Annotated in this window: 16 protein-coding genes; 9 read left to right on the top strand and 7 right to left on the bottom strand. The window is 58.0% G+C overall.

Annotated elements, in window-relative coordinates; all coding sequences use genetic code 11:
* Window positions 1–2 precede the first annotated feature (2 nt).
* Window positions 3–1919, bottom strand: coding sequence for a fructose-1,6-bisphosphatase (locus DWW12_RS08070; RefSeq protein ID WP_117855672.1), 1917 nt, complete (start codon window positions 1917–1919; stop codon window positions 3–5).
* A 320-nt stretch (window positions 1920–2239) separates the two neighbouring features.
* Here DWW12_RS08070 and DWW12_RS08065 point away from each other — a divergent pair, with 320 nt between their 5' ends.
* On the top strand, window positions 2240–3130 hold the full coding sequence (locus DWW12_RS08065) for a DegV family protein (RefSeq protein WP_117855671.1): 891 nt from the start codon (window positions 2240–2242) through the stop codon (window positions 3128–3130).
* A gap of 81 nt (window positions 3131–3211) precedes the next feature.
* On the opposite strand, the gene DWW12_RS08060 is transcribed toward DWW12_RS08065, so the two are convergent.
* The gene (locus DWW12_RS08060) at window positions 3212–4303 is read right to left on the bottom strand and encodes a hypothetical protein (RefSeq protein ID WP_099431937.1); all 1092 of its coding nucleotides are present in this window, start codon (window positions 4301–4303) and stop codon (window positions 3212–3214) included.
* 190 nt (window positions 4304–4493) lie between these two features.
* Between DWW12_RS08060 and DWW12_RS09870 the strand changes: the two genes are divergently transcribed.
* Window positions 4494–4664 carry a hypothetical protein gene (locus DWW12_RS09870; protein ID WP_158564430.1) on the top strand — a complete coding sequence of 57 codons (171 nt, stop codon included), beginning with the start codon at window positions 4494–4496 and terminating at the stop codon, window positions 4662–4664.
* Between the two features lie 24 nt (window positions 4665–4688).
* Here DWW12_RS09870 and DWW12_RS08055 read toward each other — a convergent pair whose 3' ends face one another.
* Both DWW12_RS08055 and DWW12_RS08050 read right to left on the bottom strand, forming a co-directional pair.
* Window positions 4689–5792 carry an RsmB/NOP family class I SAM-dependent RNA methyltransferase gene (locus tag DWW12_RS08055; protein ID WP_117855670.1) on the bottom strand — a complete coding sequence of 368 codons (1104 nt, stop codon included), beginning with the start codon at window positions 5790–5792 and terminating at the stop codon, window positions 4689–4691.
* A gap of 36 nt (window positions 5793–5828) precedes the next feature.
* A complete protein-coding gene (locus DWW12_RS08050; RefSeq protein WP_117855669.1) occupies window positions 5829–7979 on the bottom strand; it encodes a methionine--tRNA ligase in 2151 nt (716 codons plus the stop codon).
* A 133-nt stretch (window positions 7980–8112) separates the two neighbouring features.
* Here DWW12_RS08050 and DWW12_RS08045 point away from each other — a divergent pair, with 133 nt between their 5' ends.
* Together DWW12_RS08045 and DWW12_RS08040 are read left to right on the top strand one after the other, a co-directional pair.
* On the top strand, window positions 8113–8682 hold the full coding sequence (locus tag DWW12_RS08045; RefSeq protein ID WP_117855668.1) for a DUF3267 domain-containing protein: 570 nt from the start codon (window positions 8113–8115) through the stop codon (window positions 8680–8682).
* Between the two features lie 67 nt (window positions 8683–8749).
* The gene (locus tag DWW12_RS08040; protein ID WP_089572108.1) at window positions 8750–9325 is read left to right on the top strand and encodes an epoxyqueuosine reductase QueH; all 576 of its coding nucleotides are present in this window, start codon (window positions 8750–8752) and stop codon (window positions 9323–9325) included.
* 60 nt (window positions 9326–9385) lie between these two features.
* On the opposite strand, the gene DWW12_RS08035 is transcribed toward DWW12_RS08040, so the two are convergent.
* The gene (locus DWW12_RS08035) at window positions 9386–10042 is read right to left on the bottom strand and encodes an XRE family transcriptional regulator (RefSeq protein WP_158551273.1); all 657 of its coding nucleotides are present in this window, start codon (window positions 10040–10042) and stop codon (window positions 9386–9388) included.
* 2 nt (window positions 10043–10044) lie between these two features.
* Window positions 10045–11295 carry an arginine deiminase family protein gene (locus DWW12_RS08030; protein WP_117637309.1) on the bottom strand — a complete coding sequence of 417 codons (1251 nt, stop codon included), beginning with the start codon at window positions 11293–11295 and terminating at the stop codon, window positions 10045–10047.
* A gap of 253 nt (window positions 11296–11548) precedes the next feature.
* On the opposite strand from DWW12_RS08030, the gene DWW12_RS08025 reads away from it, so the two are divergent.
* From DWW12_RS08025 to queA, 4 genes are all read left to right on the top strand, one after another.
* Entirely contained in the window at window positions 11549–12991 is a 1443-nt protein-coding gene (locus tag DWW12_RS08025) for a YfcC family protein (protein ID WP_035137320.1), read from the top strand.
* Window positions 12992–13019: 28 nt separating this feature from the next.
* Window positions 13020–14264, top strand: coding sequence for an arginine deiminase (locus tag DWW12_RS08020; protein ID WP_117637307.1), 1245 nt, complete (start codon window positions 13020–13022; stop codon window positions 14262–14264).
* Between the two features lie 32 nt (window positions 14265–14296).
* Window positions 14297–15307 carry an ornithine carbamoyltransferase gene (gene argF / locus DWW12_RS08015; protein ID WP_117637306.1) on the top strand — a complete coding sequence of 337 codons (1011 nt, stop codon included), beginning with the start codon at window positions 14297–14299 and terminating at the stop codon, window positions 15305–15307.
* Between the two features lie 134 nt (window positions 15308–15441).
* On the top strand, window positions 15442–16653 hold the full coding sequence (gene queA, locus DWW12_RS08010) for a tRNA preQ1(34) S-adenosylmethionine ribosyltransferase-isomerase QueA (RefSeq protein ID WP_117637305.1): 1212 nt from the start codon (window positions 15442–15444) through the stop codon (window positions 16651–16653).
* 332 nt (window positions 16654–16985) lie between these two features.
* Here the strand turns inward: queA and DWW12_RS08005 are convergent, their stop codons facing one another.
* Window positions 16986–18749 (bottom strand): hypothetical protein, encoded by a 1764-nt coding sequence (locus tag DWW12_RS08005; RefSeq protein ID WP_117855667.1) that lies wholly within the window; start codon window positions 18747–18749, stop codon window positions 16986–16988.
* A gap of 294 nt (window positions 18750–19043) precedes the next feature.
* Between DWW12_RS08005 and DWW12_RS08000 the strand changes: the two genes are divergently transcribed.
* Window positions 19044–19844: an SDR family NAD(P)-dependent oxidoreductase gene (locus DWW12_RS08000; protein ID WP_006235414.1), complete on the top strand. Its 801-nt coding sequence runs from the start codon at window positions 19044–19046 to the stop codon at window positions 19842–19844.
* Window positions 19845–20081 lie beyond the last annotated feature (237 nt).

The raw sequence follows: 20081 nt of genomic DNA, 5'->3' as shown, positions 1-20081 counted from the left end.
AGCTAGGCGCGCTCCTCGATAGCACCGTTTCTATATGCATCGAGCAGTTGGCGTAGGTCCTGGATCTGGCTGCGGATCTTGGCACCGGTATCAGTGTCGCTCACCATGCGGCGGCGGTCGGCCTCGTCAAAGCGGTTGGTCTCGCTTTCGATGTCCACGTTGCGCGTGAGTGCCTCGGCAACCGTCGTAAAGGCCCGGTGCGACTTGAGGCGGCAGCCGCGCGAGCTCGAGATAAGCGTGTAGCCGGCGATGCCCGTCTTGGGATGGTAAGCGCGGCAGAATCCGCCATCGATGACCAGCAGCTTGCCCTCGGCGCGGATGGGCTGCTCGCCCTTGGTGGTTTTAACGGGCGTGTGGCCGTTGATGATGTGACCGGTCGGTGAGCATGCCATGGGCGCGACGCCAAACTCGCGCATGATGTCGTCGCAGACCGAGGGCGACTTGGTAAGCGTAAAGTACGGGTCCATCGGCTCGACCCAGGTGCTCTTGTCGGCGATATAGGCGCGCTCAAAGGTACGCACCAGGCGTCCGCTGGCGGGTGAGTTAAAGCCAATCCACAGGTACCACATCCAGTCGAGAGCGTCGCGGTCGCCCACGCGCCAGGCGCGGCGGGCGATGTGGTCGCAAAAATCGAGATAATCGCGGCCAGCGTGCCAGGTGCCCAGGCAGTTCATGCTGCTAAAGGTGCCGTCTTCGTTGAGCGGCACGCAGCCATGGAACAGCAGGTTGCCGTTGGCGACCTTGTACATCGAGCCGTGGGAATAGAGGAAATCGATATGTCGATGCAGGTGATCGGCGGTGACAAACTCGGACACGAGCTTGTCGATGATGTGCTGCTCCTGAGACGTGAGCGTATAGGGGTCCGCCGGGTCGACGGTGGGGAAGTCGTTGGTCGTGAGCGGCCACACGCTGCCGTCGGCGAGCGCGACCGTGCCGGTGTCGTGATCGATCTTGTCGAGTAACAGACGGTCGGTCATGTCGAACTCGGGATGGCGCTGGATAATCTGGCCCTCGAGCTTAAAGAGCAGCACGTTGATGGCCTTGATCAGCGGGGTGATGGACTCACCGGCGGTGTAGGTGGCATCGGCAAAGGCGACAAGCTCACGCAGCGAGATGCCGTAGTCGTTCTCCAGGATCTCGTAGTTGTCGTAGCGTAGGTTGTTGCGCAGCACCGTGGCGATGCAGGCGGGCTCACCGGCCGCAGCGCCCATCCACAGCAGGTCGTGGTTGCCCCACTGGATGTCGAGTGAATGGTAGGTGAGCAGACGGTCCATAATCTTGGCCGCGCCGCCGCCGCGGTCGAAGATGTCGCCCACCAGGTGCAGGTGGTCGACGGCCAGGCGCTTGATGAGCGAGGCGAGCGACTCGATAAAGTCGTCGGCGCTTGCGGTCTCCAGGATGGACTCCACGATGCGCTCGTGATAGTGCACACGATAGTTGTTCTCATCCGGATGCGTGTGTAGCAGCTCGTCGATGATGTAGGCGTAATCGCGTGGGATGGCCTTACGAACCTTGGAGCGGGTGTAGCGGCTTGAAAGCGAACGAGCGACCATGATGAGCTGGTCAAGCATCGTTTTGTACCAGGTGGGCGAGTCCTCGCGCTGGCTGCGGACCAGCTCGATCTTCTCGTGCGGGTAGTAGATGAGCGTGCACAGCTCGCCCTTCTCGTCAAAGGTGAGCGTGTCGCCAAAAATCTCGTCGACATGCTCGCGCACGACGCCCGAGCAGTTGTTGAGGATGTGCATAAAGGCTTCGTACTCGCCATGCACGTCGCTCATAAAATGTTCGGTGCCTTTGGGCAGGTTGAGGATGGCCGAGAGATTGATGATCTCGGTAAACGCGGATTGCTCGGTGGGAAATTGTTTCGACAGCAGACGCAGATACTTGAAGTCTTGCGGATTGCGATCGAATGCGACCATGAAACACCTTCCGATGGGGTTGGTAAAACTGATAAACAGCGTCAAACGTTTATCAGTATGCGCCGCTTTTGTTTCGATTGGGGGTGGGAGGTCGAATTGTTGGCCGAACGGTTTGGTAAATCGATTTAGTTGAGGTAGATATGGCGGTTGGGTGGAGACGACAGAAGGTGTTTTCTCAGATATTTATGCGTGGGGTCGGTGGAGACGATGGTGGTAAAGATGTTCGCTATTATTGGTTCGATTTGGTAAATAGTGGACATATGTACCGTATATAGGCTCACTGTGCGATAATTTGCGCAGCAATGAGTAAGGAGCCTCATATGAGTGATTTTGTCCTGACCTGTGAATCCGCCGCCGATCGAACTCGGGAGTTCTTTGAATCGCGCAATATCCCTGTCGTGTGTTTTCATTACGAGATCGACGATGTTGTCTATACGGACGATCTGTATCAGTCGATTACGCCGGACGAGTTTTTTGCCCAGATATCCGCGGGCGCCATGCCCAAGACGTCTCAGGTGAGCGTGGGTGAGTACGAGGAGTTTTGGGGGCCGCTTGTTGCCGAGGGCAAAGACGTGCTGCACCTGACGTTGTCGTCGGGTATTTCGGGCACGTATGGATCGGCCTGCGTTGCGGCGCAGATGCTCGCGGATCGCTATCCCCAGGGCGGCAAGGTGCGCGTCATCGATTCGCTGGCAGCGTCTTCGGGCTTTGGCCTGCTGGCGGAATGTGCCGCCGACGTGCGCGATAGCGGGGCTTCACTCGACGAGACGGCCGCTTGGATTGAGGAGCACAGGCTCAACCTGCACCACTGGTTCTTCTCGACCGATCTGTCGAGCTACCTGCGCGGTGGTCGCATTTCGGCCGCGAGCGCGATCATCGGCACGGCGCTTAAGATTTGCCCGCTTATGACGGTCGATTGCGAAGGTGGGCTGTCGCCACGTGAGAAGATTCGCACTAAGAAGCGCGCGATTTCCGAGATGGCCAAGACCATGATGGCACACGTGCAGGACGGTGCGGATTATTCGGGTAAGTGCGTCATGTCGCACTCGGCGTGCCGCGAGGATGCCGAGGCAGTTGCGGCGCTGATCGAGGAACAGATTCCGCAGCTTAAAGGCAAGATTGAGATCAATAACATCGGTACTCTGATTGGCTCGCATACCGGACCTGGTACGGTGGCGCTCTTCTTTATGGGCGACAAGCGCGTGGATTAGTTTGCCCCATCACATCGCTGCATGATTGCTCAAACGAAAACGGCCCGCCTCACGTTTGTGGGGCGGGCCTTGCTGTTGGGGTTAGCGTTTCTTTCCGCGGAAGAAGAAGCCGTGCAGTGACGGCTTGAGGCCGCGGTTGGCGCGATGCTCCTCGACGCGCTCGTGGATCGAAGCGACGCGCTCGATGACTTCGTCGGGAATCGGCACGTCGGGATTCATGTTCTCGACCTGGCTGACCTCGGCGGCGGAGACCTGGTCGATAATGGGCACATCGTCGTGCGAGATGACAGGTGTGGCGTCTTCCTTCATCTTGCGATAACGCTGCATCATGTCGGTCTGTAGCTGCTGGGCCGAAGGCGGCGTCCAGATGATGGCGTTGGCGCCGGCGGCGATGGTTTCACGGATGCTCTCTGGCGTCTTGCCGCCCGGCGCGATGAGCGGCAGGTTGGGATAGTGCTTGCGCAGCTCGCGTAGGACCTGGGGCGTGTTCTTGCCGGCGGCGATGTTGAGAATCTTGGCTCCAGCGCGCACCTTGGCGTGGGCATCGTCGTCGCAGCGAACGACCGTAGCGATGACGGGGATGTCGGCGATGTTGGTGATGTGCTCGACCATCTCGGCAGTAGCGGGGGAGTTGACCACGCAGCCCGCCGCGCCCTGCATCTCGGAGACGGCTGCCATCTGCACGGAGCGCTTACCGGTCGTAGTTCCGCCGCCCACGCCTACAAAGACCGGGCACTCGGCGACGGTCAACAGTGCCTGCGTAATGGCCGGCTGCGGCGTGAAGGGGTAAACGGCAAAGACGGCATCGGCGTTGGAGTTGCGGATGACCGCGACATCGGTGGTGTAAATGAGCGACTTGATGCGGCGGCCGAAGAGCGTGAAGCCGCTGGCCTCCTCGATCTCGTCGGGCATGCGAAGGGCAGCCTTGCGCAGACGTCCGTCGATGGGCAGGGGCTCCATAGGGAGCAGGCCGTTGGGCGTGACGGCTACCTGGGGCTCGGTGAACTCGTCTGCGAGCTCGACCTCGGAGAAATCGACCGAGGCGACGATGTCTTCGTGAACTTCGGCGGGCACATCGATGGGAGCTTGGTCGTTTGCCGCGGCAGGCGTGTCGAAGGAGCTGGTGCCGACGAAGGCGTCGACGCGCTCGTTTAGATCGTTGAGGGTATCCATGGAGGCTCGATTCTATGTGATGACGGCCGGCAGGGTGCCGGCAGCGTTGTGCTTGCTAAATCGTTTGACGAGTTGATTTTTCCCCGCCGCGTCCCCCGTTAGACCGAAGGGCGGCGAACGTGAAGGAGCTGTGGTGGCGGGGATCGAGGTGCTATCTTGAAAGTCCCGTTTAAAAGAGAGGTGACGCGGTATGGAATTGACAGCAATGTTGGGCTCGATTGGCCTGTGTGTGGGCGCAATCGTTGCCGCCGCGGTCATCTATTTTGTGGTTACGGCCATTAAAGGCAAAAGGGCCGAACGCAAGGAGCGCGCGATGCTTAAACAGCATCGCGACCAGCAGGGCAAACGCGCACAGAGATAGCTTGTTGAGTTTTGGATCCGTGCGCTAGCTGCGTTTTCGGATCAGGGCAATGTAGAAGCCCTCAAAGTCGCGGCTAGGCGGAATGGTCAGCGTGCCGGGCATACCGTTGGCGACGGACGAGACGTGGCTGGCGGCGATGGCCTCGGTGAGGGCGTTGCACTCGATGCGTGGCTCTTCGCCAACTTCCTGAGCACGGCGCGTTTCACTTTCGCTCGGCGTGCCGTCGAGGGGGATAAGCTCGCAATCCATGTGCTTGTCGAGGGCCTCTTGCAGGGCGTCCTCGTTTTCCTGCGGCAAGATCGAACAAGTCGAATAGACGAGCGTGCCGCCCGGTTTAAGGGCTCCCATGGCGCGGTCCAGAAGTGCTCGCTGCGAGCGGGCACACTTACTCAGCAGCTGCTCGGTCAGGCCGCGCAGGCTTTTCTCGTTGCCGCTGATGACGGTGCCCGTGCCGGTGCAGGGGGCATCGAGCAGGATGCGGTCAAAGCGGAAGAACTCGTCGAGCTCGCGTGCGTCGATGCGCATGACGGGCACGTTTTTTGCGCCTTGGCGGTGGAGGTTGGCTTCGAGCTTCTCGGCGCGGGGAATGCTCATCTCGCAGGCGGTAAGGTGCGCCTGGCCCTGCGTGAGGGCGGCGATCTGCGTCGTCTTGCCACCGGGGGCCGCGCACATGTCCAGGATGTCCTCGCATGCCTGGGCGCCCAGGACCAACGGCGGCATCATGGACGACAGACTTTGCAAGTAGATCTTGCCGTCGCGGTAGATGTCGAGGTCCCACAGGTCGGAAACCTGGGCGTCGGGCAGGATGAAGGCGTCTGGATACCAGGCGACGGGGTTGTGGGCGATGCCGGCGGCATCGAGCGCCGCAGCGATGTCCTCGGCGGTTGCCTTGAGCGTGTTGGCGCGCAGCGTGACCGGGCGTGTGACCGCGGCGCCGAAGCCCTTGATCATGAGCTCGGCATCGGCGGGCGCATAGGCGCCGGCGACCGTGTCGACCATAAAGCGCGGCAGGTCGGCGGCGCAAGGAAGGGCGGCAAGCTGGTCGGAAAGCTCGGTGGCGGCAAACTGCCTGAGCTTGAGCTCGGCCTTGACCTGTTTTTTCTGCTTACGACGACGCGGCTTGGACATCCGTCTTTCCTTCCCATTCCATTACATGTCGAGTGTTTAGTACTGGCTCTCGTGCTTGCTAAAGAAGTCGAAGCGCGGGGGCAGCGGCTTCACGCGGTGCTCGCCGGGCTTCTCGCCCAGGATCTCCACGAACTCGTCCGTGGAGGCAAAGATGTTATCCCAGCTAAAGAAAGCGACCGGGTCGACGTCGAAGTACTCGCAGATGAGCTCGCAGCCGGCCGGCACAATACCGTGCATCAGGACGGTCGCCACGCGCAGCTCGGTAAAGGCGTCGACAAGGGCCTGCGTCATCGCGGCATTGGCCGGCTCGCCCTCGAGCTTGTTGGCGGCCTTGGAGGCGTCGCTCCAGCGCTTGTTGGCGGCGCGCAGGTAGTCGTCGCACACGGCAAGCGCGCGGTGCGTCTCGAACTTGTACATGGCCTGCTCAAAGGCGAGGGCTGCCTGCTGGGCGGCTTCGACCACGGTGTCAGAAGCGGCACCGGCGGGGATGCAGCCGTTGCGGTAGGGGCTCTCGTCGCCTTCCTTGACGGCGACGCCGTAGAAGCAGCTGCGGGCCAGACGGTTGAACACGCCGGTCAGCAGCGCGCTCTCCTTAAGGGCCGGGTCGATAACGCGCTTGTCGTCGCAGGCGCGTACCTCGTTGCCGTCCTTGTCCTTGCCGGTCACACGCGTGTCGTATGCCTTGGGGCTAAAGCTTACCGGCTTCTCGGACAGGCCGAGCGACAGCCAGTGCGCACGCATCTGCTCGCAGGTGTAGTGGTTGAGCAGGTCGTCTGCCGGCGGGGGAGGCGTCTGCGAGGACGAGCTGGCCTTTTTGCCCATGTAGAGCAGGTGGTAGCAGGCGCTGACGGTGCTCTGCGTGAGGTCCCAGCCCAGGGCCTCCCACATGGCGGTCTGCGCGATGCAGTAGAAATAGATGTTGTCCTGACCGATGAACTGGTAAATCTGAGCGTCGTCAGAGCACCACCAGTCGCGCCAGTCGAGCGAGCTGTGCCGGTAGGTGGGTGCGGGCACCTGCGTGGAGTCGGCGGCGGGCTCGCCCATGAGGGCGGCATCCTGGGCGGCGACGCCCTCGGTCACGCCGGCGGCCTTGGCATCGCGTGCGAGCACGGTACGCGTATAGCTGATGGGCGCCCACAGGCTCTCGGGCCAGCACCAGCAGGTGACGTCGGTCACGCCGTCGACCTCGGGCACCGAAACGCCCCAGTCGATGTTGCCGGTGATGCGGAAGGGCACGAGCGCCTTGCCGCTGCGGAAGCGCACGCCGCCGTTGGCGAGCACCGCGTGGGCGTCGTCGCGCTCCTTCCAGCTGGGGAAGGTGACGGTAAAGCTGCTCTTGTTGCCCTCGGGCTCCAGCACGGTGTGCTCGGGAAGCTGGTCCTCGACGGCGTCGAAGGCCTCGCGGAACTTATTCTGGATGTAGAGCTGAGCCGGCAGCAGCCACTCCTCCATGGTCTTGGAGACCACGGAGCGAACCTGCGGGTTCTGGGCGAGCTTGGCGGTATAGGTCTTCATAAAGTCGAGGTAGGCCGGCAGGTCAAAGTAGAGATTGTCGACCGGGCGCAGCTCGGGCACCTCGCCGGTGAGCTGGCTCTTGGGCGCGATGAGCTCCTCGGGCTCAAACTGGTGGCCCAGATCGCACTCGTCGGCATAAGCCTTCTCGGACTTGCAGCCCTGGATGGGGCAGCGGCCGATGACCTGGCGGCCGTTGAGGAACGTGCCGGCCTTGGCATCGTAGAACTGCAGCGTGGAGCGCTTGGAGATGGTGCCCTGCTCGTGCAGGCGCTCGATAATCTCGGCAGTCACCTCGTTGTGGATCTGGGCCGCCGGCTCAAGGCCCGAGCCGCCGTAGATGTCGCAGCTGATGTTGTAGTTGTTGAGGGTCGCGGCCTGGCGGGAGTGATTGGACTCGACATACTCGCCGATGGACTTGCCGTAGCCCTCGTTCTCCTTGAGCTTGCGGTAGCTCTCCATGATGGGCGAACCGTAGCAGTCGGTGCCCGAGGTGAAGATGACGTTTTCGCGGCCCAGGCGGTCGCGCAGGAAGCGGGCGAAGAAGTCGGCCGGGACAAAGACGCCGCCGACGTGGCCAAAGTGCAGACCCTTGTTGCCGTAGGGCTCGCCGGCGGTAACGATGGCGCGGCGCGGCCAGCTGGGACGGTCGTTCATGGAGTATTTGGATGCCATGGGACTCCTTCGCATATAGGTAAGAGCGCGGCCGGGCACGGGGTTCGGCGGCGCGGTGGTCAATTCGTGCATATCGTTCGACATTATCGCACATGCGGGCGGGTGCGTGGCAGGGGCGCTATCCTAAGATGCTATGAATGAGATTTCCAACATACATGCGTTTGAGGACGAGGATTTTCTACACGCTTGCTTCGTGTGGGGGATGGCCGTGATCGCGGTGTTTGCCGTGTGCCTGGTGCCGGTGTTTATGCTGTTGGGCGGGCCTGCGGACTTGGACGCGGCTGAGGCGGGCGGCTGGATGGCTGTCGTGGGCTGGATAGTCGGCTTGGCTGCGGTCTCAATGGCATCGTTTGCCGTGCACGAGCTGGTGCATGCGGTGTTTTTTAAGCTGCTGGCGCCTGCGGGCGCGCAGGTGACCTTTGGGGCGAATCGCGAGACGGCGATGATCTATGCCTGCGCCGAGGGCGTTGTGTATTCGTGCCGGCGGTACATGGCGGTTTGCCTGGCGCCGACGGTTGTTGTGACGACAGCATTTGCCCTGGGGTTTGCGTTCTCGGACTATCCGCTGCTGTGCTACCTGGCGGCTGGTCTGCACTTGTCGGGCTGTGTGGGTGATTGGTATTACGTGCGGACCATTCTGCGCGACCGCCGTATCGTCGCCTGCGAGGATACGTCCTTTGGCGTGCGCTTTTTCGCAAAGTAGTCTTTTTGGGACGGGGCTATTTTAGCTGCCATGATGTCGGGGTGAGTTTTCTGGGACGGGGATGTCGATGAAGTCGTTGTTGCTGCATGCGTGCTGTGCACCATGCTCGCTTGAGCCGGTTCGCCTGCTGCGCGAGGAGGGGTTTGAGCCCACGATTTGCTGGACCAATCCCAATATTCAACCGCGCGATGAATGGCGGCGGCGTCTGGACGAGCTGCGCCGGTGGTGTGCCGATGGCGACATCGAGCTCATCGAGGCGGGGGAGGACCGCGAGCGCTGGGAGGCCGGCGTGGCCCCGCTGGGTGCCGATCGGCCCCGTCGCTGTCGCTCGTGCTATGCCCTGCGCTTGGCCGAGGCGTGCCGCGTGGCCCAGGAGCGCGGGTTTGAGTTTGTGGGCACGACGCTCGCCGTCTCGCCGTATCAGCTGTTCGATACCTGCAATGATGTTTTGGAGCGTCTGGCTGCCGCCCGCGGTCTCACCCCGGTGATTCGCGATTTTCGCCCGTATTATCCCGAGGCTACGCGCCGTTCGCGTGAGCTGGGCATGTATCGGCAGAATTACTGCGGCTGCCGTTTCTCGGCGGTCGAGGCGGCCATGGATCGCGCCCGCATCCGCGACGAGCGCAAAGCCGCCAAAAAGTAGTTCATTTGGGCTGGGACTTTGAGCTGTCTGTGCGGTACGGTCGTTTTTGGGAAAGTCGATTTAATTAAGCGTGTGATCGTGGCTCGCTTGATACCAAACGACGACTCCTATGATTCTAATCCTCCGTTTGTTAAACATCAGATCCGGACTTGCTGTTGCATATGAATGGGACGACAGCACAATCATGTCGTTTCCTTCTGCAAATCGCCTAATTACCGGTGTTTTACCGTCTGCGAGCGCCAATACAGCACAGCCGTTCCAAGGCTTTGCGGTGGTATCGACAAGTAGTAAGCTGCCGGGAGGGTAAATGCGGGACATTTCGTCGCCTTTGATTTTAACGAAAACGCTATGTGGGTGACGTTTGGCTACGTCTACAGGCGCGCAAGCATTTTGTTGGCCGTGCGTGATGCGGCGCTTTTGCGATTCGATATCGATGACGGGAAATGTGCCCTCCATTTCGTGGATAGCAGGGTCTTCGTCGGTGACGATTCTTTTATTTGCGAGCTTTACAGCCAAACCGTTTTCCTCGCCAACAAGTTCATCGCGGGTGCAACCGAAGAGCGCTTGTAACTTTTCAATATAGCGCTCACGGGGGGCATACCGACTTTTTTCCCAACGACAAACGGTCTCTTTAGATACCCCCAACATCTCTGCAAGTTGCGCCTGACCAAGATGCTCCATGGTGCGGAGTTTACGAATATTTGCCCCGAAGCCCATGGCTATAGATCCTCTCGCCACAGAGGGAGGCATAGACAGTTTGTGCCACCATAGCCTTTGGTGAGCTCGTCAATGGATAGCGGGAATAATTCCATTCCTGCTTTCTCAAGCGCTTCGTTGGTCCAAACGTTTTCTTCATATACGCATAGTTTTCCTGGCGAGAGCGCAAGGATAGACGTTGCGTTGTTCCGGCGTTCTCTTTCGTAGGCGGTTTGATTCCCGCCTCCGCAGTCAATCACTTTTATTGGTTCGCAACAGGCTGCAGAGAGTATTTCCGGAATCGTGCGATCGATAGGAGTGATCGTAAGGCCCCTTCCGGATCGTTTTAGTTGAATGCTGTATGCATCAACGGCATTGCATATCTCACGATCGATGAGGAACGCGTCGTGATCAATTCTACTTATGAACGTATCGAGGTGGATACGCAGCCCGTCAGAGGGGACTCGAATCGCAATTAGCTCGGTGGTCTGGAATTTATTTGAGGTCAGGAGCTCTTTGGCAAGTGACTCGACGGCGGCGGGTTCAGTTCGGTCAGAGATTCCAACTAATATTGTCTTAGCACTGATAACAATAATGTCTCCGCCTTCTATATGGTAGCTACTCCTGTTCAAATCACATATTGGAGTTTCTCCCATGATCTTGTGGTGGGTGAATATCTGCCGGTATAAGGCGACCTCACGATCACGCTCAGGCCAATACATATGATTTAGGATGATGCCGTCTCCGACTACCACAGCAGGATCACGAGTGAAAAAAAGCGTGTTGAGGGGATTGACCAAGAGCGAGGCGGGATCAAATTGCTCGTGCACGAGCGCCCGTAGTGTTTCCGACTGGTTTGAACATAGCTCAGTGTCTCCAAAGCGAATGCCGTTAAGTACTATATTCACCAATTCCTGGGTGTTCTTAGCGTTCTCAAACAGCTGGGTTATTGCCTCGAGGAACTCTCTGCCTGTTGCCCCGCTGCAACGGAGGTAGTCATCAATAAAATATTTAAGTGATTGGGGCTCAGTTTCAAGTGAGTCTTCGAGAAGGTCCCTAATTTCAATGGTTTCTACGCCATGCTTCTCAAGCAATTGAACCATGGAATCGTGCTCATACATTGCTTTGTCGAGGTCAAAACGACCGCTCCATTTTCGCAGGGAGAAAACTTGGCTGAAGTCGGCATCAGGGTAGTTTTGTGTTTCAGCTCCTGGTCGATGGACAAGTACGGCTTTTAAATGACCGATTTCATTTGTTATGTGTATGCCTTGCATGCCTGTCTCCTGTCCTGCTGGTTTTTATATAAGGCTAAGGCAGGTTCCTTGTTGTGTTGCGGAAAAGTTAAAAGACGTATGTAATTGACAAATAACATCAATTTAAAATATCAGATTGATTAATAACGTCACTTTAGCTGCCGTTCATAGGTGAAAAGCGACACGATAGCGATGGTTGCCCGACCACCGCTGAGCAACCTCATACATTTATGGTGCCAGCTGGATAGATGGGAAAAGGAATGAAGGAGGAGATATGGCAGCGGAAAGTTCGAAAGGCATCAAGCAGTTCAAGGTCCCGCATGTATATGCGATCATCTTTGCACTTATGGTCATCTTCGCTGTTCTCACGTGGATTGTTCCCTCTGGGTCCTATCAGCGTCAGGAGGTGAACGGTCGTGAAGTCACTGTCGCAGGTACGTATGAGCAGAGTGAAAAGACATATATTGACGAGGAAACCGGGGATGAAGTAGATCTCAGACAAGGTGTCTTCGATGTTCTTCAGGCTCCAACGCGCGGTATACAAGAGGCAATTGAGGTCGTTGCATTCATCTTGATTGTGGGCGGTTCGTTTCAGGTTATTACTAAAACGGGCGCTATCACGAGCGGAATGGGTCGTGTCGTTCGCCGCTTTAAGAACAAAGACATTCTAATTATTCCTATTGCGATGGTTCTCTTTGCATTGGGCGGAACGAGCTTTGGCATGGCGGAAGAAACTCTCCCGTTCTTTGCGATCTTCATGCCAATTATGATGGCTATGGGCTTCGACTCGATGACGGCGTTCATGGTCGTGTTCGTTGGAGCGCGCACGGGTTACATCGCCTCAACGATTAATCCGTTTAATGTTCTCATTGCGCAAGGTATTCTTGGTATTCAGGGCAACCCCCAGCTGTGGCTGCGTATGATTGCCTGGGTTGTTTTGACCGCCGTTGCAATTACTTGGGTTGTCCTCTATGCACGAAGGGTAAAGAAGAATCCTGAGTCATCGATCACATTTGAGGATGATATCGCCAAGAAAGTCGAGTTCGCTGCCGATGAATCTGCCCTTGATGCGGAATTTACGGGTCGTCAAAAAGGCGTGCTTGCGGTATTTATCGCTGGAATGTGCCTTATCATCTGGGGACTTGTGACCCAGGGCTGGTATATGAACGAGATTTCTGCGGTCTTTTTGGCCATGGGCTTGTTGGCTGGTGTTATTGCGGGCTTTAGTCAGGACGTCATCGCTCAGGAATTTGTTGCGGGTATCGCTGACTTTGCTTTCTCGGCAATTGTCGTTGGACTTGCGCGTGGCATCCTTGTCATTGCCTCTGACGGCATGATCATCGATACCATCCTCAATGCGCTCGCCACTGGTCTGGGCGGCATCCCGGCGGTTCTCTTTACTACGCTTCTTTATGCGGTTGAGAACCTCCTGGCGATCCTGGTTCCCAGCTCATCTGGCCTTGCAGCACTGACCGCTCCCATTTTTGGACCTTTGACCGAACTCATGGGCCTTAATCCCGAGGCTGCCGTGTGGGCTCTCTCCATGGGTAGCGCGACGATGTCTTTGATCTGTCCTACTAGCGCCATTCTTGTAGCGGGTTTGGGCGTGTGCAAGATCAAGCTTGGCCAGTGGTGGAAGACCGTTTGGAAATTCTTCTTGGTCGTGTCGCTCATCAATATCGTATTCGTAGCAATCTCGGGACTTATTGCCCTGTAGGTTTCATGGCTGAAATGGAGTAACAGGAATGCCTAAAGGACTGAATGTACACAGCGAGATTGGTAAGCTCAAGAAAGTTGTGCTTCACCGCCCCGGTCGTGACCTTGTGAACGTAAAGGCAGAAGAGTTCGAGGATGTCTGGATTCACGACTGTTTCTATCTTGATGTGGCTCAAAAGGAGCATGATGCCTTTGCGGATCTTCTGAGGAGCGAAGGTGTTGAAGTTCTCTATATGGAGAAACTCGTTGCTGAAGCGCTGGATGCATGCCCCTCGGCTCGCGCTGAGTTTACCGATACATTTATGGCTGAGAGCGGAATTGTCAATCCTATGCTTGAGCAGGCTGTTCGTGAAAAGCTCGACGCTATTTCAGATTCGTATCAGTTTGTACTTGAGGCTATGGGGGGGTATCGTTATCGTGACCTTGAGCTGCCTCGCGTCTCGACTACGCTTAGCATGATGGATAATGAGGATGCGAAGCCCGATGATTTGGTGTTGAAGCCTCTTCCGAGTTCATATTTCTCTCGCGATCCTCTTGCTTCTGTGGGCAAAGGCGTTCTGCTTCACCATATGTATTGGAAACAGCGAGATCGTGAAGTGCCCTTCTATGAAGCGATTTTCAAATACCATCCCGATTATGCAGGGACTCCGATTTGGTACGACCATAAGAATCCCTGGCATATCGAGGGCGGTGATGTGCTTAACATTAACGCTCATACCTTGGCTATTGGAATTAGCCAGCGAACTGAGGCGGCTGCGATTGAGGAGCTTGCAAAGAATTTGTTCTGGGGATCTGGGAATTCTGAGATCGATACCGTTTACGCTATTAAAATCCCCAACGGCTATGCTTACATGCATCTTGACACCGTTTGCACCATGGTGGATTTCGATAAGTTTACAGTTTATCCCGGTATTTTTGAGACCCTTCGTGTTTATCGTCTGACTCGTGGTGACTCTGAGGGAATGGTCGCTGTTCAAGAGATTGATGACACGCTTGAGCATATTCTTGAAATGGCTACTGGCGTGGAGAAGGTGCAGCTTATTGAGTGCGGTGCCGGCGATATGGTTGAGGCGTCTCGCGAGCAGTGGAACGACGGGTCGAACACTCTTGCCGTTGCTCCTGGTAAAGTCTGTGTTTACGAGCGCAATGTTGTCACAAATGATGAGCTCTACAAGAACGGTTTGGAACTTTTGGTCGTTCCCTCCGAGGAACTGTCCCGCGGTCGTGGCGGCCCGCGCTGCATGAGCATGCCCTTCTGGCGCGAAGATATTTAGTTGCAAATCCACTGTGATAGGAGATGGCGAATATGGGTGTTAATATCGCTGGTCGCAGTTTTCTGAAGCTGCTTGATTACACGACGGAAGAGATTGAGTATCTGCTTGAGCTTTCTGCCAACTTCAAAAGCATGAAGCGTGCCGGTGTTCCGCATAAATACCTTGAAGGCAAGAATATTGTTTTGCTATTTGAGAAGACTTCCACGCGTACTCGCTGCGCCTTCGAAGTTGGTGCACTTGACCTTGGCATGGGTGTAACTTATTTGGATCCGGGCTCGTCCCAGATGGGCAAAAAGGAGTCGATTGAGGACACGGCTCGCGTCCTTGGCCGCATGTATGACGGAATTGAATACCGCGGCTTTGAACAGGCGAAGGTTGAGGAGCTTGCTGCAAAAGCTGGGGTTCCCGTTTGGAATGGGCTGACTACTGAATTCCACCCGACTCAAGTGCTTGCCGATATTCTGACCATGCGTGAAGAGTTTGGAGAGATTAAGGGCAGGAAACTTACATTTTTTGGTAAGGCGGCCGGAAACGTCGCCGATTCGCTCATGGTCATTTGCGCTAAGCTCGGCATTAACTACTGTTCTTGCGGCCCAATCGGGGGAAATTCGGAGGGGGCTACATCCTATGATCCTGAACTCCTTGCAGAATGTAGTCGTATTGCGGCCGAGCATGGATCGACGATTACCATTACAGAGGATATTGAGGAAGGCGCTCGTGATGCCGATGTAATTTACACGGATGTTTGGGTTGGCATGGGTCAGCCCGCAGAGCTGTGGGAAAGCCGCATTAAGCTCATGTCGCCGTATCGTGTGACCGCTGAGGTGATGTCTATGGCAAAGCCCGAGGCAATTTTCCTCCACTGCCTTCCGAGCTTTCACGATACTAATACTACTGTTGGTGCCGAAATTGCTGAGAAGTTTGGAGTCACCGAAATGGAAGTCACGGACGAGGTTTTTGAGTCCGATAAGTCTCGTGTTTTCCAAGAAGCGGAGAATCGCATGCATACGATTAAGGCGGTGATGTGCGCAACGCTTAAGTAGCGGGGCGTTGAGAAAACAGTCGCAAATCTGTTTGCCATACTATATTTCTCTCAACAAGCTGATAGGATACAGGGGAGAATGATGCGCGCGTCAGTCGATTTTTTCGACTGACGCGCTTTGTGAAAGAGGCAAAGATGCGTACCGATGATTTTGACTACAACCTTCCTGAGGAACTGATTGCCCAGGCTCCTGCCGAGCCTCGCGACTCCTGCCGCCTGCTAGTGGTTGATCGCAAGGGCTCCCAGGCGGGAACGCCGCTGGAGCACGGCGGTACCGTTGAACACCGCATCTTCCGTGACATCATCGACTATATCGAACCGGGCGACGTGCTCGTCATCAACCAGACGCGTGTGATGCCGGCCCGTCTGATCGGTCGCAAGACGGGCTCGGGCGGCGTGGTCGAGACGCTGCTGCTCAAGCGCCGCGAGGACGTGGATCCGCTCGGCCATGTTTGGGAGTGCCTGGTCAAGCCGGGCAAGCGTCTGAAGCCCGGTGCTCAGATTGAGTATCGCGCCGGTGGCGCCCATGCGCCCGAAGGGGCTCCCGTGGTGCTGACGGCCGAGGTCGTCGACTTTGTCACCGATAGCCGCGGCGGCCGTCTGGTGCGCTTCGAGCCAGCCGGTTGCAATGCCGCCGGCGAGCCGCGCACGCTCGACGAGGCCATTCACGCCGCCGGCCACGTGCCGCTGCCGCCCTACATTACCGATTACGAGGGCGATCCCGAGAAGTACCAGACCGTCTACGCCATGAAGGAGGAGCACTCGGCTGCCGCTCCTACGGCGGGTCTGCACTTTACCCCCGAGCTCATGGCCGCTATCGAGGCCAAGGGCGCGAAGTTTGCCGCCGTCGAGCTCGAGGTGGGTATTGATACCTTCCGTCTGGTGGAGGAGGACGACCCCACGCAGCACGTCATGCACACCGAGCGCTACCACGTGTCACAGGAGGTTGTCGACGCCGTGCATAAGGCGAAGGCCGAGGGGCACCGCGTGATCGCCGTCGGCACCACCGCAGTACGCTCGCTCGAGAGCGCCTTTGACGCCGATGCTCCGGTGTCCAATCCGGCCGTGACAGCGCGCTATTTTGAAGGCCGCGAGGACGGCGCTGACACGCTCGGCCGCGGTGACATCGTGGTGCGCGAGAACGCCACGACGCAGCTCTACCTCATGCCCGGCTCGACCTATCACGTGGTCGACGCGCTGATCACGAACTTCCACGTGCCGCGCTCCACGCTCATGATGCTCGTAAGCGCGCTTGCCACCCGCGACCAGATCATGGATGCCTATGCCGCCGCCATCGAGGAGCGCTACCGCTTCTTCAGCTTCGGCGACGCAATGCTCATTTTGTAGGTTACGGCGTTTTACAAACGACGTAACCGGCCGACGCTGCAAACCCGCCAGAGCGGCAATCTGACGTTCAATCGTCGGGCATGACCAGAAGGTCAATGCCCTCCTCTTTCACGTCACCTTGCTCGCTTAGGGGTGTTTTCGCTGACTTTGCCAAAGCATCGGCAGGTACTCATTGGGGACGTGCTTAAATGAGTGCCTGCAGAATGAGAGTGGATAATCTCCCGTTTTTGGCCTGCTTGGGGGCTCAAAGTGGGAGATTATCCACTCTCGTCATTGGGCTAGTCGTTGGGGACGTTCTTGTTTGACTAGTCGTTTAAGAACGTCCCCAACGACTACTTGCTCGCGAACAGCCAGACTAGGATGATCACCAGGATTGCGGCGACGATGCAGACGATGGCGCCGGTGAATTTGATGCGTGAGTCGCGGGTACGCTCGCGCACCGCGTCCTCGGTGGCCTCGAGCTGGGCGACTTCTCGCTCGGTCTCGGTGTGTTCGGCTTTGTCTCGGGCCAAGGATCCTGCAAGCGACTCAGTGATCTCTGGGTGGTCGTGCACCTCGGTCGCCTGTTCGATGATCGACTGCGCATGTGCGGCATCTGTTTGGGCGTTGGCGATGGTCTGCTCCTGGTCGCGGCGTGCCTTGTCCTCGGCAGCGATCTTCTCGCGCAGTTCGCGCTGACGAGTCGCGGCGGCGGTCTTCGCCGTCTGCAGCTCGTCGCGCGCGGCATCGGCTTCGGTCGTCACGGCTTGGTGCGCGCGTTTTGCGTCGGCGATAGGGGCTTGAGCCTGCTCGACGGCCTGCTCGGCTGCGGCAAGCGAGTGCTCAAGGTCGGCGGTGATGCGCGGGACATCTTCTTCGGCTTTACGCAGGGCATCTGCCGTGTCGGAAATCTGCATCGAGAGCTCGCTGGTGCGCACCGTATAGTTGGCGGGATTTGCCGAGGGATTGCGTTGCAGCTCGGCATACTCATGACGCAGCGTCTCGAGCTGGGCGCGCGTGGCGTCGACGGTTTGTTGTGCGGCGGCAATGCCGGCGTCTCGCTCTGCCTTCACCTTGTCGCGGATGCGCTTGGAATCCTCAAGACGTCGAACGAGGCGGTTGCCGGTCTCGCGTGAGCTCGCCTCGCGGGCCTCCACGGCGTCGAGCGCGGCCTTCAGGCGGAGCTCAGTCGCGTCATCCTCTGTCTTCATTTGTTCGAGCTGACCCTTGAGCTCTGTCGCTTTGGAGGCGTGGGCATCACGGTCAATCTCGGCGGCCGCTGCAGTCTTTTGGGCTGTGGCAATCGCCTGGCGCTGGTCGGCGACGATCTGGTCGTAGCGGCCTGCGATATCCTGGCGCGTCTCGAGTTCCTCGGTCTGGTCGGCAATGCGCTGCTCAAGTTCGGCCAGGTGGGCACGGGCATCGGCAAGTGCCTTTTTCGCGGCGTTCATCTCGCGCATGGCCGAGGCGCCCTGGGCGATAAAGGTGCCCACGGCGTTCGCGGTGTTCGAAACGGCGGTCCCCAGATCGCGGCTCGCGGCGGGGGAGTGCGGGGCGGTCGGGCGAGCGGTGTCGGCAGCGTCCGCATCGGTAGCCTGCGGCGCGGCGATATTGCCGGTGCCGCCCTCGACCACAGAAAAGCCTGCTGCGTGCGGGTCGACCGCATCGGCGCCAATCGTGGGATGCTCGAGCTGCAGAAACGAGGGCATGGCGCTGCCCTGGTCGGCAACCGGAGTCTCGCCGGGTACGAAGGTCGAGGCTGCCTCGGCGGCCTCCTCTTCCTCGGCGTCAACGTCAGCGTCGGCCACGGCGTCTTTCATCGCTTTGACGGCATCCATCATGGAGTCCATGACGGCGTCGAGCTCTTCTTCCGAAGAAACCTCGATAGGGCCCGCAGCTTGCGGAGCGGCATCCTGTACGGGGTCGTCGTCCTGAGCGGGCGCATCGTCGTTTTGCTCGCCGGCATCTTCGGCGCCGGGGGTTTCCGCCGTAGCGCTTTCGTCCAAGATGGGGTCGTCGAGGTCAATATCATCGCAGGTCACAGCGTCGGCATCTGCAGTGACGTCTGCGGAATCATCAATATGCTGTTGAGTCTGGGGGTCCAGCTCGTCTGTCATAGGCATGTGCTCCTCATCGTTGTTTGTCACCCTATGATAAAGTCTCGCGCCGACATCCCGCGCACTGCAGCAAAGTTTCAAAACGTGTTCGATGGCTCGCGTCGATAGCAAAAACTCGGCCACTTTATCCAGTTTGTACTTGACATTCCCTTCGCCGAAAGACGTTGCGCCGTTCGCCTGCCATGGGCTTTATTTTTCACTTGAACCCGCTAAAGTTGCATTTCAGCTTTTGGCGCGTGAAGTTGGATGCGCGCAGTCGACGGGCAGGCCCGTCGCGATTTGAAAGGACTTTATATGGGACTTTTCACTGGTAAGACCGTGATCGTTACCGGCGGCGGCAAGGCCACGCTTAAGGACGGCTCCGCTGGCTCCATCGGCTACGGCATCGATATCGCATTTGCCAAGGAGGGCGCGAACCTTGTCATCACTGGCCGCAACGTCGCCAAGCTCGAGGCCGCCAAGGAGTCTCTCGAGGCCGAGTACGGTGTCAAGGTTCTGCCTGTTCAGGCCGATGTCTCGGCTGGTCAGGACAACGAGGCCGTCGTCCAGAACGTCATCGACAAGGCCATTGAGGAGTTCGGCCGCATCGACGCCGTCGTCAACAATGCTCAGGCCAGCGCTTCGGGTGTGACCATCGCCGACCACACCATGGATCAGTTTAACCTGGCCATTTATTCCGGTCTGTATGCTACCTATCTGTACATGCAGAAGGCCTATCCGCACCTGAAGGAAACCAAGGGCTCCGTGGTCAACTTTGCCTCGGGCGCCGGCCTGTTTGGCAACTATGGTCAGTGCAGCTATGCCGCCGCCAAGGAGGGCATCCGTGGTCTGACTCGCGTTGCCGCCAACGAGTGGGGCAAGGACGGCATCAACGTCAATATCGTTTGCCCGCTTGCTTGGACCGCCGCGCTCGAGAACTTCCAAGATGCCTATCCCGAGGCGTTCAAGGCCAACGTCCACATGCCGCCGGCGGGTCACTACGGCGACGTCGAGAAGGAAATCGGCCGCGTTGTCGTTCAGCTCTGCGGTCCCGACTTTAAGTATATGAACGGCGAGACCGTCACCCTCGAGGGTGGCATGGGCCAGCGCCCGTAGGAGTTACGGCGTTTTACCAAACGCCGTAACGGGCCGACGCTGCGCGGTCACCAGAGCGACAACTTGTCATTCAAAGAGGGCGGCATGACCAGAAGGTCTATGCCGCCCTCTTTTCATGCCAATTTGTTCGCTCTGGTGACCGCTCGCTGACATTGCCAGAACATCGGGGCTACCCTGGCTGTTGGATGTAGTCGTTGGGGACGTTCTTGTTTGACTAGTCGTTTAAGAACGTCCATT

The sequence above is a fragment of the Collinsella sp. AF14-35 genome (assembly GCF_003464565.1).
GTDB lineage: Bacteria > Actinomycetota > Coriobacteriia > Coriobacteriales > Coriobacteriaceae > Collinsella.
Note: the sequence above shows the minus strand (reverse complement) of the source record. Positions and strands in the feature narration are given on the sequence as shown.

What these genes read in the sequence shown, in the direction of transcription:
- DWW12_RS08070 (WP_117855672.1), bottom strand. Translation starts at nt 1,919, where the DNA reads ATGGTCGCATTCGATCGCAATCCGCAAGACTTCAAGTATCTGCGTCTG.
- DWW12_RS08065 (WP_117855671.1), top strand. Translation starts at nt 2,240, where the DNA reads ATGAGTGATTTTGTCCTGACCTGTGAATCCGCCGCCGATCGAACTCGG.
- DWW12_RS08060 (WP_099431937.1), bottom strand. Translation starts at nt 4,303, where the DNA reads ATGGATACCCTCAACGATCTAAACGAGCGCGTCGACGCCTTCGTCGGC.
- DWW12_RS09870 (WP_158564430.1), top strand. Translation starts at nt 4,494, where the DNA reads ATGGAATTGACAGCAATGTTGGGCTCGATTGGCCTGTGTGTGGGCGCA.
- DWW12_RS08055 (WP_117855670.1), bottom strand. Translation starts at nt 5,792, where the DNA reads ATGTCCAAGCCGCGTCGTCGTAAGCAGAAAAAACAGGTCAAGGCCGAG.
- DWW12_RS08050 (WP_117855669.1), bottom strand. Translation starts at nt 7,979, where the DNA reads ATGGCATCCAAATACTCCATGAACGACCGTCCCAGCTGGCCGCGCCGC.
- DWW12_RS08045 (WP_117855668.1), top strand. Translation starts at nt 8,113, where the DNA reads ATGAATGAGATTTCCAACATACATGCGTTTGAGGACGAGGATTTTCTA.
- DWW12_RS08040 (WP_089572108.1), top strand. Translation starts at nt 8,750, where the DNA reads ATGAAGTCGTTGTTGCTGCATGCGTGCTGTGCACCATGCTCGCTTGAG.
- DWW12_RS08035 (WP_158551273.1), bottom strand. Translation starts at nt 10,042, where the DNA reads ATGGGCTTCGGGGCAAATATTCGTAAACTCCGCACCATGGAGCATCTT.
- DWW12_RS08030 (WP_117637309.1), bottom strand. Translation starts at nt 11,295, where the DNA reads ATGCAAGGCATACACATAACAAATGAAATCGGTCATTTAAAAGCCGTA.
- DWW12_RS08025 (WP_035137320.1), top strand. Translation starts at nt 11,549, where the DNA reads ATGGCAGCGGAAAGTTCGAAAGGCATCAAGCAGTTCAAGGTCCCGCAT.
- DWW12_RS08020 (WP_117637307.1), top strand. Translation starts at nt 13,020, where the DNA reads ATGCCTAAAGGACTGAATGTACACAGCGAGATTGGTAAGCTCAAGAAA.
- argF (WP_117637306.1), top strand. Translation starts at nt 14,297, where the DNA reads ATGGGTGTTAATATCGCTGGTCGCAGTTTTCTGAAGCTGCTTGATTAC.
- queA (WP_117637305.1), top strand. Translation starts at nt 15,442, where the DNA reads ATGCGTACCGATGATTTTGACTACAACCTTCCTGAGGAACTGATTGCC.
- DWW12_RS08005 (WP_117855667.1), bottom strand. Translation starts at nt 18,749, where the DNA reads ATGACAGACGAGCTGGACCCCCAGACTCAACAGCATATTGATGATTCC.
- DWW12_RS08000 (WP_006235414.1), top strand. Translation starts at nt 19,044, where the DNA reads ATGGGACTTTTCACTGGTAAGACCGTGATCGTTACCGGCGGCGGCAAG.